Below are 15,969 nucleotides of genomic sequence, written 5' to 3'. Positions count from 1 at the left end.
GGTCAGAGATGGATAATTTCCTGAACCTCGTTACTACCCAAGGCGAAGCCATCTTTGGTTCTCTGTGGCCGCTCGTCTGGGCTTTAGTACGAATTGTGATTATCGTATTACCGATGTTCGGTTGCGTAGCTTACTTAACATTGTGGGAAAGAAAGCTGATTGGTTGGATGCATATTCGTCTTGGACCTAATCGTGTTGGTCCACTAGGTTTATTGCAGCCGATTGCTGATGCACTGAAGTTATTACTAAAAGAAATCATTGCTCCAGCGCAAGCTAGCAAGGTCCTTTATTTCATAGCGCCAGTGATGGTGATCATGCCGGCATTTGCTGCATGGGCTGTGATTCCATTCCAAGCCAAGATGGTGTTAGCGGATGTCAATGCTGGTCTTTTGTACATCATGGCTATTTCATCCATTGGTGTGTATGGCGTTATCTTGGCCGGCTGGTCTTCTAACTCTAAATATCCATTCCTTGGTGCAATGCGTGCATCTGCCCAGATGATTTCTTATGAAATTGCAATGGGCTTTGCTTTAGTTACTGTGTTGCTGACTTCCGGCTCTTTAAATTTAAGCGCAATTGTTGCCTCACAAGAACAAGGATTGTTTGCGGATATGGGTCTTAATTTCCTGTCTTGGAATTGGCTCCCATTACTGCCGATGTTCTTGATTTACTTTATTTCAGGCGTTGCCGAAACAAACCGCCATCCATTTGACGTTGTTGAGGGCGAGTCTGAGATCGTTGCCGGTCACATGGTTGAGTACTCAGGCATGTCATTTGCCATGTTCTTCTTGGCTGAATATGCCAATATGATTTTGATCGCTGCTGTTGCATCCATCATGTTCCTTGGTGGCTGGTTGCCCATTGTTGATTTACCAATCTTGCGTGATATTCCAGGCTTCTTCTGGTTGTTCGGTAAGACATTCTTCCTCTTGTCTTGTGTGATCTGGTTACGTGCAACATTGCCACGTTATCGCTATGACCAAATCATGCGTTTAGGCTGGAAAATTTTTATTCCCATCTCCGTGTTCTGGGTGGTTGTCATTGGCGCGTGGGTTGTATCCCCATGGAATATTTGGAAATAAGTTGATCGATCATGTTTAAGAAAATTTCCCAATTCCTCGATAGCTTGATGCTCAAAGACATCCTTACTGGCATGTCGATTACAGGCCGCTATCTTTTCAAGCCAAAAATTACTGTCCAGTATCCAGATGAGAAGACGCCATTGTCTAATCGCTTCCGTGGTTTGCATGCGTTGCGTCGTTATGAGAATGGTGAAGAGCGCTGTATTGGTTGCAAACTCTGTGAGGCCGTATGCCCAGCATATGCGATCACTATCGAAACTGCTGAGCGTGATGACGGTACCCGTCGTACCAGCCGTTATGACATTGACTTAACAAAGTGTATTTTCTGTGGCTTCTGTGAAGAAGCGTGTCCAGTAGATGCGATTGTTGAGACGAATATTTTTGAATACTTTGGCGATAAGCGTGGTGACTTGTACTTCACTAAAGACATGCTATTAGCTGTTGGCGATAAGTATGAAAAAGATATCGCCGCTAACCGTGCAGCTGATGCACCTTACCGTTAATCGAATCGAGCTGAACTAAATATGACATTCGATCCATCTACTTTATTTGCTGTTTTCTTCTACGGCTTTGCAGGCCTGCTAGTCATATCTGCTTTGCGTGTGATTACTGCCCGTAACCCAGTCCATGCTGCTTTATTCTTAGTATTGGCATTCTTCTGTGCTTCTGGCTTATGGATGCTACTCAAGGCCGAATTCTTGAGTTTGGCTTTGATTTTGGTTTACGTTGGTGCCGTAATGGTTTTATTCCTTTTCGTCGTCATGATGCTCGATTTGGATTTAGAACATCTGCGTCGTGATTTCAAAAAATTCCTACCCGTTGCCTTCTTAATGGGTGCTGTGATTGTTTTAGAACTTTCGATTGTGATTATTCGCAGCTTCATCGGTACTAATGCCCCAGTGCAGCCTATGCCAGAAGAGATGATGGCTAATAACACTCAAGCTTTAGGTATGTTGATCTTCGTTGATTACGTCTATGCATTTGAAGTGGCTGGAGTGATCTTATTGGTGGCGATTATTGCTGCTGTTGCATTGACACTGCGTAATCGCAAAGACTCTAAGTCACAGAATATTCACGAGCAAGTAAACGTAGTTGCCGCAGATCGTATGCGTGTGGTGAAAATGGGTTCAGATATGGCCGCAAAACAAGATACAAGAGGGGAGAAGAAATGACTATCACTCTCGCTCATTATTTAGTGCTTAGTGCAATTTTGTTTGCAACTAGCGTTATTGGAATTTTCTTAAACCGCAAGAATGTGATCGTATTGCTGATGGCAATTGAATTGATGCTTCTTGCGGTCAACATGAACTTTGTTGCCTTCTCTCATTACTTGGGTGATATGGCAGGTCAGGTATTCGTATTCTTTATTTTGACTGTGGCAGCTGCTGAAGCAGCTATCGGCTTGGCAATCTTGGTTGTGCTCTTCCGTAAGGTTGACACCATTAATGCCGAAGATCTTGACCACCTTAAAGGCTAGTCATGCAATTGACCTTAAATATCCCCGTACTCTGCGCAATTCCTTTGGCGCCATTGGTTGGCTCCATCATTGCCGGTTTTTTTGGTACTAAATTAGGCGGTAATCGCATTGGCCATGGCGCAAGTCAATTTGTCACTATCTTAGGCGTCGCAATTGCATTTGTTTTATCTTGTAATGTTTTGGTTCAAGTGATGGACGGTTTCTATTTCAATGGCACCGTTTACCGCTGGATGCAATTAGGTGAACTCAATTTAGACATCGGATTTTTAATTGATCCTCTAACTGCAACGATGATGTGCGTAGTGACCTTTGTGTCGCTAATGGTTCACATTTACACCATCGGCTATATGCATGGTGAAGAGGGTTACAACCGTTTCTTCTCCTATATTTCCTTATTTACCTTTGCCATGTTGATGTTGGTGATGAGTAATAACCTGTTACAGCTCTTTTTCGGTTGGGAAGCAGTGGGTGTTGTTTCCTATTTATTGATTGGCTTCTACTTTGAGCGCCAATCTGCAGTATTTGCCAACATGAAGGCTTTCTTGGTGAACCGCGTTGGTGACTTTGGCTTCATCCTTGGTATCGGTATTTTGTTGGCCAGCACTGGCTCGATGCAATACGACGTCATCTTTGCTCAAAACTCTGCATTGGCTGCGCAAACACTGCCAGGTACTAGCTGGAATTTGATGACAGTTGCCTGTATTTGTTTGTTTATTGGTGCGATGGGTAAATCCGCTCAATTTCCTTTGCACGTTTGGTTGCCAGATTCGATGGAAGGTCCAACCCCAATTTCTGCGTTGATTCACGCTGCAACGATGGTTACTGCTGGCATCTTCATGGTGTCACGTATGTCTCCATTGTTTGAGTTATCTGATGCTGCATTGAGCTTCATCTTAGTGATCGGTTCCATCACAGCACTCTTTATGGGCTTCCTTGGTATTGTCCAAAATGATATTAAGCGCGTAGTTGCATATTCCACTTTGTCTCAATTGGGTTATATGACTGTTGCTCTGGGTGTTTCTGCTTACCCGGTAGCCATCTTCCACTTGATGACACATGCTTTCTTTAAGGCCTTATTATTCCTTGCTGCTGGTAGTGTGATTCTTGGTATGCATCATGAACAAGATATGCGTAAGATGGGCGGTCTCTGGAAATATATGCCGATTACTTGCCTCATGATGTTGCTTGGCAACTTAGCACTGGTAGGTACGCCGTTCTTCTCTGGTTTCTACTCAAAAGATTCGATTATTGAAGCAGTAGCAGCAAGTCATATCCCTGGATCTGGGTTTGCATACTTCGCTGTCATGGCAAGCGTATTTGTAACCGCCTTGTATTCATTCCGTTTGTATTTCTATGTATTCCACGGTAAAGCTCGCTGGGGTCATGATGACGCACACGCACATGACCATCACCATGATCATGCAGAGCAGGGTGACGATCACGCGCATCACGGATTAGCACCTGGTCAAAAGCCGCATGAATCACCGTTTGTGGTGACATTGCCTTTGATTCTCTTGGCTATTCCATCAGTGATCATCGGTTTTTACACAATCTCACCATTGTTGTTTGGAACATTCTTTGGCGATTCCATCTTTATTGATTTGGCGCGTCATCCAGTGATGAAAGAATTAGAAGATGAATTCCATGGCCCTATCGCTATGGCGATTCATGCGTTCACTTCTCCAGTATTGCTCTTGGTGGTCTTGGGCGTATTAACTGCCGCAATTGGGTACTTGTGGGCACCAAAATTGCCTGGCAAAGTTGCTGAAACATTTGCACCAATCAAGAAATTGTTTGATAACAAATATTATCTCGATGAAATCAACCAAGCTGTATTTGCTAAGGGCCTCATTTGGATCGGTGGCTTCCTATGGCATCGCGGTGACCAAAAGGTTATCGATGGTTTCTTTGTTAACGGTAGTGCGCATGCAGTAGGGCGCTTTGCTGGAGTTATTCGCCATTTGCAATCCGGTTATCTGTATCACTATGCTTTCGCAATGATTGCGGGCCTGGCGGTATTGTTAGCTTGGGTTTTGTACGCTTATCTGCCTTTTGTTCGCTAGGCCTTTGTTACTTAAGTAGCCACTATGATTCTTTCTTACGCCATCTGGACCCCAATTGTCTTTGGACTCATCATTTTGTTTTATGGGTCTGAGAAGCCAACTGCAGGTGTACGCTGGTTAGCCCTTATTGGTGCTGTACTCGGCTTCATTGCGACCTTGCCTTTGATTCTGCAATTTGATATTGCAAATCCTGGTATGCAGTTTGTAGAGAAGATCAGCTGGATTCCGCGTTACGACATTAATTACTACCTCGGTATCGACGGTATTTCTGTTTGGTTCATTGTTCTCACAGCCTTCATCAATGTCATCGTGGTGATAGCAGCTTGGGAGGTGATTGAAACCAAGGTATCTCAATACATGGCTTCTTTCATGATCCTATCTGGATTAATGATTGGCGTCTTCTGCGCGCTGGATGCTTTACTGTTCTACGTCTTCTTTGAAGCAACGCTAATCCCGATGTACATCATTATTGGTGTGTGGGGTGGTCATAACCGTATTTACGCTGCTTTTAAGTTCTTCTTGTACACATTGCTTGGCTCATTGTTGACTTTGATTGCCATGCTTTATCTGTATAACGTAACCAATACGTTTGATATCTTGGCTTGGCAAAATGCGCGCTTAGATATCGTTGAACAAATCTTGTTATTTGCCGCTTTCTTCATGGCATTTGCTGTTAAGGTGCCAATGTGGCCACTGCATACTTGGTTGCCAGATGTGCACGTAGAGGCACCTACCGGCGGCTCCGTAGTATTGGCTGCAATTATGTTGAAACTTGGTGCTTACGGCTTCCTGCGTTTCTCATTACCAATTGCGCCAGACGCAAGTCAATATTTAGGGCCATTTGTCATCTTCTTATCTTTAGTTGCTGTGATCTATGTTGGCGCAGTCGCTTTGGTTCAGAAGGATATGAAAAAGCTGGTTGCTTATTCATCTGTAGCGCATATGGGTTTTGTAACCTTAGGTTTCTTCCTCTTTAGTCCTTTGGGCATTGAGGGCGGGATTGTGCAGATGATTTCTCACGGCTTTGTTGCCGGCGCAATGTTCCTGTCCATTGGCGTGCTCTATGACCGTATGCATACTCGTCAGATCGCTGATTACGGTGGCGTTGTACACCGTATGCCAGCATTCACTGCATTCGCAGTTTTAATGGCAATGGCTAACTGCGGTTTACCTGCAACCTCTGGTTTCGTGGGTGAGTTTATGGTGATTTTGGCTGCTGTGGATTACGACTTTGTGATTGGTATCTTGGCAGCAACTGCTTTGATATTAGGCGCTGCATATTCTTTATGGATGGTGAAGCGGGTATTTTTTGGCACCATCAATAATGCCCATGTAGAAGAGTTAAAGGACTTGAACGGTCGCGAGTATTTCTTGATGGCTGTTCTATCTATCTGCGTTATTGGTATGGGTGTTTATCCAAAACCATTTACCGACATTATTCATCCAGCTGTGATTAATCTGCTACAGCATGTTGCTGTTAGCAAACTCTGAGTAAGCACAAATGCAAGCATTCGACCTATACGCCATCCTGCCGGAACTTGTTTTACTAATTGCAACTTGTTTGCTACTAGTTGCAAGTGTTTATGTTCCTGAGAGAGTTACTTCTACACCAGGTGTAGAGCAAGATATTTTCCACACTCCACGTGGCGTAGGGTTTGTTTATTTCTTCACAATTATCTTATTGGTATACCTCGTTTTTGCTTTTGCTGGTCGCATGGCTGATCCAGCTCTAGTGGCAATGAATGGTCTATTCCAATCAGATCCTTTTTCAAACTTGCTTAAAGCGTGTTCTTGTATTGCTGTATTGGTGAGCTTGATTTATTCCAAGCAATATTTAACTGATCGAGCATTATTTCGCCCTGACTTTATTGTTTTAGCCTTGCTTGCTTTGCTTGGCCAATTCGTATTGATCTCTGGCGCAAATCTACTGACCTTATATCTTGGCTTGGAGTTAATGGCCTTGCCAACCTATGCTTTGGTTGCCATGCGTCACAACAGCGAAAAGAGTGTTGAGGCGGGTATTAAATACTTCATCTTAGGTGCTTTAGCCTCCGGCTTCTTGCTTTACGGCATGTCTATGTTGTACGGCGTCACTGGATCCTTGGATTTGATTGAAATCTTTAAGGTTGTAGCTGACCCACGTGTAAATCATTTGGTCATGGCCTTCGGATTAGTCTTTATTGTTGCTGGTTTGGCATTTAAATTAGGCGTGGTCCCATTCCACATGTGGGTGCCGGATGTTTACCAGGGCGCTCCAACTGCAGTCACATTGATGATTGCTGCCGCGCCTAAGTTAGCTGCCTTTGCTTTGTTATTCCGTCTATTGGTGAATACTTTGTTGCCATTGCTAGGTGACTGGCAGCCAATGTTGGTATTGCTTGCAGTGCTATCACTCGTTGTCGGTAACGTGACGGCGATCGCTCAAACTAACGTGAAGCGTATGCTGGCTTACTCGGCTATTGCGCAAATGGGCTTTGTTCTTTTAGGTATGTTGTCTGTATTTGATGACCATGCTTTTAGTGCTGCAATGTTCTATGCCATTACTTATGTCTTAACTACTCTTGGTACCTTCGGTCTATTGATGGTGCTGTCACGTAAGGGTTATGACTGCGAAACCTTGGATGGCTTAAAAGGTCTTAATAAGAAGCACCCATGGTTTGCCTTTATTGGCCTTGTGATGATGTTCTCCCTGGCTGGTATTCCGCCAACAGTAGGTTTTGCCGCTAAGTTAGGCGTTCTAGAAGCATTGGTTGATGCAGAACACACATTCTTGGCTGTGATTGCTGTGATTGCTTCATTAATTGGCGCTTTTTACTATCTCAGAGTTGTTAAGGTCATGTACTTTGATGAGCCTGAGCATGAGATCACTGTGAGCGGCTCTGGATTTGCTAAAGGTATCTTAGGCCTCAATAGCATTTTGGTATTGGCGATCGGTATTGTTCCAGCCGGCTTAATGAGTCTATGCTTAGATGCTATGCGTCGCACTTTGTTGGGCTCTTAATACAAGACCCAATGTAAATAAAGGCTCCTTAGGGAGCCTTTATTATTTATGACATTTATATGTCATGACTCTTTTGTATGATGAAGCAACTGAATGAAACAGGAATAAGCGCATGACTGAAAAATCATTTCAAGATTTACCACTAGGGGATGCTCATTTACGTGAAGAGTGGATCTCTGGCGAGGATATCTATGGTGGAATATTCCTGAAGATGAAGCGTGACAAAGTTGCTTTGCCAGATGGTGAAGAGGCTATACGTGAATACTTAACTCATCCGGGTGCTGTAGCCATTGTTGCTATCTTAGATGACGGTAGAGTGCTTTTAGAGCGACAGTATCGTTATCCAATTGCAAAAGCATGCATTGAAATTCCCGCTGGGAAACTTGATCCGAGCGAAGATCATTTGGTTTGTGCCAAGCGTGAACTAGAAGAAGAGACAGGCTACACGGCAAGAAAATGGAGTTACATCCGGCGTATTCATCCGGTGATTTCTTACTCAACGGAGTTTATTGATATTTACTTTGCTGAAGACTTGGTCCCTGGCAAGAGTCATCTAGATGATGAAGAATTTTTAGATGTCTTTGCAGCCCCTTTGGAGCAATTGTTAGGCTGGGTTGAGGAAGGCGAGATTACGGACGTCAAAACAACGATTTCAGCCTATTGGCTCGATCGTTATCGCAGAGGCTTAGTCAAGCCAACCCCGATCGAATAGGGCGCTCTCAAACCCGATTAAAATGGGGGTATTGAATTTATCGTTTTTGCCCCTATATACGTTTTATGAAAGTCTATAACTTAGCTTGCCCGTTAGATCACCGTTTTGAAGGGTGGTTCGCCTCGGAAGAGGATTGTCTTGCCCAACAAGACAAGGGTATGCTTGCTTGTCCGGTTTGTGACAGCACTGAAATTACCCGGATGCCATCAGCACCTTATATTAGTAAATCGTCCTCTACTGAGTTGGTGGCTCCCAAAACTGAATCTGAAAATCTGAGTGGAGGCGTGGTTGCGCTTACTGGTAGCGATCATTCCCACCTAGAGGCGCAAGTCCAAGCAGCCTTCTTGAAGGGTATGAGAGAGCTTATGGGCCGTTCCGAAGATGTAGGCGATTCTTTTGCTGATGAAGCTAGAAAGATTCACTACAAAGAATCTCCCGAGAGAAGTATTCGTGGTCAAACTACGTTGGATGAGGCTGAGGCCTTAAGAGAAGAGGGCATTGATGTCCTTTCAATGCCAGTGATTCCTGCGTTGAAAAATACCCTTCAGTAACAGCCTAATAAAATCCAGTCAATAAAAAAGCGATCCGAAGATCGCTTTTTGCTACCCACTTCCAGAATTACTTGGAGGTAGGCATGACAAACTCTGCACCCTTAGCAATACTCTCAGGCCAGCGTTGCATCACGCTCTTTTGCTTGGTATAGAACCGAACGCCTTCTTTGCCATATGCATGCATATCGCCAAAGATCGATTTCTTCCAACCACCAAAGCCATGCCACGCCATTGGTACTGGAATAGGTACGTTAATACCAACCATGCCCACCTGAACACGTCGTGCAAATTCACGAGCAATATTGCCATCACTAGTGAAGCAAGCAACACCATTGCCGAATTCGCAAGAATTCACTAGGTTGAGCGCATCTGTAAAGTTAGCAACGCGCAGGCAAGACAATACTGGTCCAAAGATTTCTTCTAAGTAGATCTTCATATCGGGGGTGACATTGTCAAATAATGTGCCGCCAATAAAGAAGCCATTTTCATTGCCAGGAACTTTGAGGCCGCGACCATCTACCAACAGCTTTGCTCCAGAAGCCACACCGCTTTCAATATAGCCAGTAATGCGCTCAAGAGCTGCCTTAGAGACGATTGGACCCATTTCGGCATCAAGCTCCATGCCGTTCTTCACTTTTAACGTCTTAGTGCGCTCGATCAGTTTTGGCATGATTTTTTCAGCAACATCACCAACCAAGACTGCCACTGAAATCGCCATGCAGCGTTCGCCAGCTGAGCCGTAAGCGGCGCCAACCAATGCATCAATTGCTTTTTCAATATCGGCGTCAGGCATGATGACCATATGATTCTTAGCCCCACCTAATGCTTGTGAACGTTTGCCGAAATGAGCGCAGCGCTCATAAATATAGTTCGCAATTGGGGTAGAGCCTACAAAGCTTACAGCCTTAACATCTGGGTTTTCAATCAAAGCATCAACGGCTTCTTTGTCGCCTTGAACCACGTTAAATACGCCATCGGGAAGTCCGGCTTCTTTGAGTAGCTTAGCCATGAATAATGAGGCAGATGGGTCTGTAGGGCTTGGCTTGAGAATAAAAGTGTTGCCACAAGCAATTGCCATAGGGAACATCCACATTGGCACCATGACAGGGAAGTTAAATGGCGTAATGCCGGCAACAACGCCTAATGGCTGACGCATTACCCAGTTATCAATATCGGTAGAAACTTGTTCGGTGTAATCGCCTTTGAGCAACTCTGGAATGCCAGTGGCAAATTCCACAATTTCAATTCCACGAGTAACTTCACCTTGCGCATCGGTAAATACTTTGCCATGCTCAGCTGTAATGATCGCAGCTAATTCATCGCGGTTAGCATTTAAGAGCTCGAGGTACTTAAACAGAATACGTGAGCGACGCAGGGGGCTGGTTTGGCTCCAGGTCTCAAAAGCCTTTTGAGCAACTGCGACTGCAGCGTCTACTTCCTTGCGACTAGCAAGGGCGACGCGGCGAGCTACAGACCCTTTGGTAGGGTTGTATACATCGGCAAAACGGCCATCTTTAGGGTTAACTACATTGCCGCCAACAAAGTGGCCAATATCTTCTTTTGATTCAAAGGCTTGAGTTGCGTTCATAGTCTCTTGTGGTGATTGTTTATAGGATTACTGGTAAAAAAAGACGCTTGGCTATATAGCCTGCACGACTTTACTATCTCGTTTATTCTGCTTTTTGAGTATTTTATAGCTTTACAGCAAATTTCGTATTTTTGACCCTTATTTGGGCTTTTTAAGGTATTCAATGAGTCTTTTATTCTCTAGTTACACCCTCAATTCGCCACGTGGACCTCTTGAGCTGGCTAATCGCATAGTAGTGGCCCCAATGTGCCAATACTCTGCTAGTAATGGCGAGGCAACAGACTGGCATCTAATGCACTGGGGTAATTTACTCAATAGCGGTGCCGCTTTATTCATTATTGAAGCCACGGGTGTTAGTCCAGAAGCTCGAATTACGCCGGCATGCCTAGGTCTTTGGGATGACCGCACCGAAGCAGCATTAAAAGATAAATTAAGTCGAGCACGTGCCTTAGCCCCAGCTATGCCAGTTTTTATTCAACTGGCTCATGCGGGCCGCAAGGCATCCAGTGCTACCCCATGGAATGGTGGCCAATTGCTTGGAAAAGATCAGGGTGGATGGGAAACATTAGCGCCTTCAGCTATCCCGCAGCTAGACGGAGAGCGTTTACCTCACGAATTAAGCAAGGATGAACTCCAGAATTTGATTGCTGATTTTGTTGCCTCCGCAAAACGTGCGGATCGCATTGGTATTGATGGCATTGAACTTCATGGCGCTCATGGCTATTTGTTACATCAATTTTTATCACCCATTGCCAATCAACGTAGCGATGAGTACGGCGGCTCTTTTGAAAATCGGATTCGTTTCCCGCTAGAACTATTTGCTGCTGTAAGAGCAGCCTATCAGGGCGTTCTCGGTATCCGAATTTCTGCTAGTGATTGGATAGAAGGGGGTTGGACCCCGCAAGAGACTGCAGTTTTTGCACAACGACTAAAGCCTTTAGGTTGTGATTTTGTTCATATCTCTTCTGGCGGCATTTCACCAAAACAGCAAATTGCCATTGGGCCAAATTATCAAGTGCCCTTTGCGAAGATTGTGAAAGATCAATCTGGCTCGCCTACCATGACAGTTGGCTTAATTACTGAGCCGCAACAGGCGGAGGATATTTTGCAGGCAGGCGATGCAGACTTGATAGCACTGGCAAGAGCTTTCTTATATAAACCCCGTTGGGGCTGGGAAGCAGCTGCTGCTTTAGGCGGAACAGTTACCGCCAATGAGCGTTACTGGCGTTGCTTGCCACGTGAGGCGCAAGCGGTATTTGGTAGTGTAAAAATAGGGCAAAGATAATTTTCAATAATAAAAATCTGGAGACACCGATGAAAAAGAATAAGGTTTTATTTTGTTTTTTAGCAGCATTGAGTTTGGGTTGGGCAGGCACAGTTTCTGCACAATCTTTTCCTGATCGTCCAATTACCCTAGTGGTGCCAAATCCACCGGGTGGCCTGGTTGATACCTCTGCGCGTTTGTTGAGCGAGCCTTTAACTAGAGTGATTGGCCAAACGGTAGTGGTAGATAATAAGCCGGGTGCCAGCGGTAATATCGCCTATCAATATGTTGCGAATGCAAAACCTGATGGGTATACCTTATTAATTTCTTATTCCGGTTATCACGTAGGCAACCCTGCGTTATTTGACAAGCTCTCCTGGGATCCAATCAAGGACTTTACGCCGGTAGCTTTGCTCACTGTTTCAACTAATGTGATTGCTGTACATCCTTCAGTACCCGTGAATAACTTGAAAGAGTTCATTGCGTATGCAAAGGCAAATCCAGGTAAATTAAATTACGCATCACAAGGTAACGGATCTGTTTCTCATATCGGTACCGAGATCTTCAAACAAACTACGGGTGTGGAAATGGTGCACGTTCCTTACAAGGGATCTGGTCCTGCTATTCAAGATGTATTGGCGGGGCAAGTTCAAGTATTTATTAGTACGCCACCTTCTTTGATGCAGCATGTGCAAAGTGGCAAGCTAAAAGGTTTGGCAGTAACAGGGAAAAATCGTCATCCAGGCATGCCCAATGTGCCAACCACTGCAGAAGCAGGGCTTCCTTCATTCCAGCTAGAGTCTTGGGTTGCTTTATATGCTCCAGCAGGTACACCAGCACCGGTCATTACAAAACTGACGAACTCTGTAAAACAGAGTCTGGCATTACCTGAAGTCAAAGAGCGTTCAGATGCCGCTGGAGTGGAGCTTCGTTATCTCAATCCGGCGCAAACTGATGCGCTCGTGAAAAAAGAGATTCCTTTCTGGGGTAAAGCGATTAAAGCGGCGAACATTACTTTAGATTAAATATGCGTTTTAAGCCTGATCTCTTAAAGTGGGATCAGGCAACGCAAGTACGAAAGCCCTTGCTGCGCTTAAAAGAAAATGATCCTTTCCTGGCCCAGCAATCAGTTGCACTCCGACAGGTAATCCATTGGGGCCGCTGCCCACATTGATATTGATGCAGGGTAGGCCTAATAGCGTCCATCCACGACCGAAGACCGGGTCTCCAGTCCCATCTTTAATGTTGGGTGCTTCTCCTAGTGCGCTAGGAGCAATCAATAAATCAACCTCATCTTGAAATAACTCCATGATGGATGCTTTTGCTTCATCGGCAAAAAGTAAATCTTTTGCATATTGCTCGTAACTAATTGCAGCACCATCACTAAGTTGTTTGCTCAAAATTAAACTTAGCTTCTTTGGGTAATGAGTTCGCTCGAATGCAAAGCTGCGTGACATCTCAGAGAGCATGATGCGCGTTTGTACTTGCGTAATACCATCACAAGAATGAGGAAGCTTAAGATCAGAAACGGTTGTTTTGGAGATAAGCTCTGCAGCATGGCGAGCCACAGCCATTGCAGTCACGGTTTCTTGCTGCGCAAGAGGCCAGTCAGATGTTTTACATATGGCTACACGAGGCTTATTGTGCAAAGCCTCTACTTTTGTAAAACGGTGATCGCCACTCATCGCTGCTACACCTAGTCCGACATCTTCAATAGTTCTGCCAAAGCATCCCAATGTATCTAGGGAAGTGGAGAGACTTTTTACCCCCGCAGTACTGATTTTTCCTAAGCTGGGTTTAAAGCCTACTACGCCACAATAAGACGCTGGACGAATGATGGAGCCTGCTGTTTGGCTGCCAGTTGCTAAGGGCGCCATGAAGTCAGCTACTGCTGCAGCAGAGCCGCTGGAAGATCCTCCCGGCGTGTGGTTTGAAAGATGGGGATTGGTGGTTGGCCCACTTTTAAAAGAGGCTAACTCTGTGGTGACTGTTTTACCAAGGATGATGCCGCCCGCTTGTCGGATTAATGCAATGGATACAGCATCTGCTGCCGGATAGTGATTGGCATAGATCGGTGATCCATAAGAAGTTGGCAAGTCATAAGTGTCATAAAGGTCTTTTACGCCAATAGGTAGCCCATGCAAAATACCTTTAAATGCACCCTTATCAAGCTCTTTAGCCTTGGCTAGGGCGCTCTCCTTGCCAAGGCTTGTCCAAGCTTTGACAACGCTCTCCCTCTGTCCTATGCGGTCCAGGCAGGAGAGTAGCAAATCGGTTGCCTTAATCTCTCTTCTAGAGAGGGCTTTAATGGCCTGGGTGGCGCTGAGACTTTCGAGATCTTTCATTACCCCATTCTACTTTTGGTGGCGTATGATCGCAATTTAAGGTTTTTGGACTAGAAATTCAATAAAAGAGAAGTTAGATGAAGCAACATACGGTACGTGAAGCATGGCTGGAAGACGCTGTAAGGCATCTAGAGCCAGTATTTTCAAAAGCAGGTTATGCGATCCCTCCAGTGAGGGTTTCTTGCGGATTTCCGGCTTCCAGCAGCCCTAGAACCACGCTTGGTCAATGTTGGCCTCGCGAGCGATCTGGTGGCGGTGTCAATGAGATATTTATCTCCCCAAAATTAGATGAACCAGTACAGCTTTTAGATACCTTGGTTCATGAGCTTTGTCATGCTGTGGATGATTGCTTTAGTGGCCATGGTGAAGATTTCAAGGGTATCGCTCAGACCGTAGGATTGGAAGGTCCCGCCAGAATGGCACATGCCACTGAGGAGTTGACCGTCAAGCTGATGATGATCAGCCAAGAACTGGGTCCATATCCGCATCAGGCAATTGTTTTCCCACCCCCTAGACCAAGCAATGCCAGTCGCAGCAAAGCCAAGTGCAGCCAATGTGGCTATGAAGTCACCTTACTCAAAAAATGGGCTAGTTATGGGGCGCCAATATGCCCTAAGGACAACATTCGCATGCTAGAGGCCGTACCAGAGACCATTGAAAATACAACTGATTACGATAGTGAGTCTATTGAAAAGGGTGGTAAAAAAGCGCCCGATGACATCCGCAGAGCCATTAGCTAGAAATTTGTAAAATGAATATTCACAAAAAAATATAAAGAGACTAATCACCCATGAACGCAAAGAAAATTTTTAAGAATCCAAAGATTGCCGTTATTCCTGGCGATGGTATTGGTAAAGAAGTCATGCCGGAGGGTGTTCGCGCACTCGAGGCCGCTAATCGTAAATTTAATCTTGGGATGCAGTTCGATCATTTCGACTTTGCAAGTTGTGATTACTACCTCAAGCACGGCAAGATGATGCCTGACGATTGGTTTGATACTTTGATGAAGTATGACGCCATTTTCTTCGGTGCCGTTGGAATGCCAGAAATTCTCCCCGATCACGTCTCTTTATGGGGAAGCTTGATTCAGTTCCGACGCGGCTTTGATCAATATGTTAATTTGCGCCCAGTGCGTTTGCTGCCAGGCGTTCCTTGCCCATTGGCAAATCGCAAGCCTGGCGACATTGATTTCTTTGTTGTACGTGAGAACACTGAAGGCGAGTACTCTAGTGTTGGTGGAAAAATGTTCCCCGATACAGACCGTGAAATTGTGATTCAAGAATCCGTATTTACAAGACAAGGCGTTGATCGCATTTTGAAATACGCCTTTGATCTAGCGCAATCTCGTCCTAAGAAGCACATTACATCTGCAACCAAATCAAATGGCATTGCGATTACCATGCCTTACTGGGATGAGCGTGTTGAAGCAATGTCAAAGAATTATGCTGACGTAAGAGCTGATAAATACCATATTGATATTCTTGCAGCGCAGTTTGTCATGAACCCCGATCGCTTCGATGTGGTTGTTGCAAGTAATTTATTTGGCGACATACTTTCTGACTTGGGACCTGCATGTACTGGAACAATTGCAGTGGCTCCATCTGGAAGTATTAATCCAGAAGGCAAGTTCCCTTCTTTATTTGAGCCAGTACATGGATCTGCACCTGATATTTTTGGCAAGATGATTGCAAACCCAATTGGTCAGATTTGGAGTGGGGCGATGATGTTAGATCACCTGGGTTACCCTGAAGCCGGCAAAGCCATCTTTAATGCTATTGAAAAGGTATTGGCCTCTGGTCCCGGAAACGCGCCTTTGACGCCAGATCTAGGCGGCAATGCAAAAACTGATGATTTAGGTAAGGCGATTGCTGACGCAATCTAATTGA

15 protein-coding genes are annotated in these 15,969 nt (G+C 45.0%); 13 read left to right on the top strand and 2 right to left on the bottom strand.

Going from position 1 to position 15,969, the window contains the following annotated elements; translation table 11 throughout:
• The first annotated feature begins 8 nt into the window (after positions 1-8).
• From nuoH to PKF022_RS05270, 9 genes are all read left to right on the top strand, one after another.
• Positions 9-1,082, top strand: coding sequence for an NADH-quinone oxidoreductase subunit NuoH (nuoH, locus tag PKF022_RS05310; protein WP_216232021.1), 1,074 nt, complete (start codon positions 9-11; stop codon positions 1,080-1,082).
• An 11-nt stretch (positions 1,083-1,093) separates the two neighbouring features.
• Positions 1,094-1,585 (top strand): NADH-quinone oxidoreductase subunit NuoI, encoded by a 492-nt coding sequence (nuoI, locus tag PKF022_RS05305; RefSeq protein WP_215350009.1) that lies wholly within the window; start codon positions 1,094-1,096, stop codon positions 1,583-1,585.
• 21 nt (positions 1,586-1,606) lie between these two features.
• Positions 1,607-2,254, top strand: a complete 648-nt coding sequence (locus PKF022_RS05300) for an NADH-quinone oxidoreductase subunit J (RefSeq protein ID WP_281776098.1) — start codon at positions 1,607-1,609, stop codon at positions 2,252-2,254.
• Positions 2,251-2,559 carry an NADH-quinone oxidoreductase subunit NuoK gene (gene nuoK, locus PKF022_RS05295; protein WP_215358970.1) on the top strand — a complete coding sequence of 103 codons (309 nt, stop codon included), beginning with the start codon at positions 2,251-2,253 and terminating at the stop codon, positions 2,557-2,559. The genes PKF022_RS05300 and nuoK overlap by 4 nt, the downstream gene beginning before the upstream one ends.
• Before the next feature lie 2 nt (positions 2,560-2,561).
• The gene (gene nuoL / locus PKF022_RS05290; protein WP_281776097.1) at positions 2,562-4,622 is read left to right on the top strand and encodes an NADH-quinone oxidoreductase subunit L; all 2,061 of its coding nucleotides are present in this window, start codon (positions 2,562-2,564) and stop codon (positions 4,620-4,622) included.
• Positions 4,623-4,646: 24 nt separating this feature from the next.
• Entirely contained in the window at positions 4,647-6,113 is a 1,467-nt protein-coding gene (locus tag PKF022_RS05285; RefSeq protein WP_216232025.1) for an NADH-quinone oxidoreductase subunit M, read from the top strand.
• A 10-nt stretch (positions 6,114-6,123) separates the two neighbouring features.
• Positions 6,124-7,623: an NADH-quinone oxidoreductase subunit NuoN gene (gene nuoN / locus PKF022_RS05280; protein WP_281776096.1), complete on the top strand. Its 1,500-nt coding sequence runs from the start codon at positions 6,124-6,126 to the stop codon at positions 7,621-7,623.
• A 112-nt stretch (positions 7,624-7,735) separates the two neighbouring features.
• A complete protein-coding gene (locus PKF022_RS05275) occupies positions 7,736-8,335 on the top strand; it encodes an NUDIX hydrolase (protein WP_216232027.1) in 600 nt (199 codons plus the stop codon).
• A gap of 65 nt (positions 8,336-8,400) precedes the next feature.
• Entirely contained in the window at positions 8,401-8,886 is a 486-nt protein-coding gene (locus PKF022_RS05270; protein ID WP_281776095.1) for a DUF1178 family protein, read from the top strand.
• A 67-nt stretch (positions 8,887-8,953) separates the two neighbouring features.
• Here PKF022_RS05270 and PKF022_RS05265 read toward each other — a convergent pair whose 3' ends face one another.
• The gene (locus tag PKF022_RS05265; RefSeq protein WP_281776094.1) at positions 8,954-10,474 is read right to left on the bottom strand and encodes a CoA-acylating methylmalonate-semialdehyde dehydrogenase; all 1,521 of its coding nucleotides are present in this window, start codon (positions 10,472-10,474) and stop codon (positions 8,954-8,956) included.
• Between the two features lie 163 nt (positions 10,475-10,637).
• Between PKF022_RS05265 and PKF022_RS05260 the strand changes: the two genes are divergently transcribed.
• A complete protein-coding gene (locus tag PKF022_RS05260) occupies positions 10,638-11,759 on the top strand; it encodes an NADH:flavin oxidoreductase/NADH oxidase (protein WP_281776093.1) in 1,122 nt (373 codons plus the stop codon).
• A gap of 29 nt (positions 11,760-11,788) precedes the next feature.
• Positions 11,789-12,763 carry a tripartite tricarboxylate transporter substrate binding protein gene (locus PKF022_RS05255; RefSeq protein WP_281776092.1) on the top strand — a complete coding sequence of 325 codons (975 nt, stop codon included), beginning with the start codon at positions 11,789-11,791 and terminating at the stop codon, positions 12,761-12,763.
• A gap of 9 nt (positions 12,764-12,772) precedes the next feature.
• Here PKF022_RS05255 and PKF022_RS05250 read toward each other — a convergent pair whose 3' ends face one another.
• Positions 12,773-14,083 (bottom strand): amidase, encoded by a 1,311-nt coding sequence (locus tag PKF022_RS05250; protein WP_281776091.1) that lies wholly within the window; start codon positions 14,081-14,083, stop codon positions 12,773-12,775.
• A gap of 77 nt (positions 14,084-14,160) precedes the next feature.
• On the opposite strand from PKF022_RS05250, the gene PKF022_RS05245 reads away from it, so the two are divergent.
• Complete coding sequence (locus tag PKF022_RS05245; RefSeq protein WP_281776090.1) at positions 14,161-14,823, top strand: SprT family zinc-dependent metalloprotease; 663 nt, start codon at positions 14,161-14,163, stop codon at positions 14,821-14,823.
• 50 nt (positions 14,824-14,873) lie between these two features.
• Positions 14,874-15,965, top strand: a complete 1,092-nt coding sequence (locus tag PKF022_RS05240; RefSeq protein ID WP_281776089.1) for a tartrate dehydrogenase — start codon at positions 14,874-14,876, stop codon at positions 15,963-15,965.
• Positions 15,966-15,969 lie beyond the last annotated feature (4 nt).

Origin of the sequence: Polynucleobacter sp. KF022 (assembly GCF_027924105.1) — a bacterium.
Lineage (GTDB): Bacteria > Pseudomonadota > Gammaproteobacteria > Burkholderiales > Burkholderiaceae > Polynucleobacter.
The sequence above is the reverse complement of the archived record's forward strand: the minus strand, read 5'-3'. Positions and strand labels throughout refer to the sequence as shown.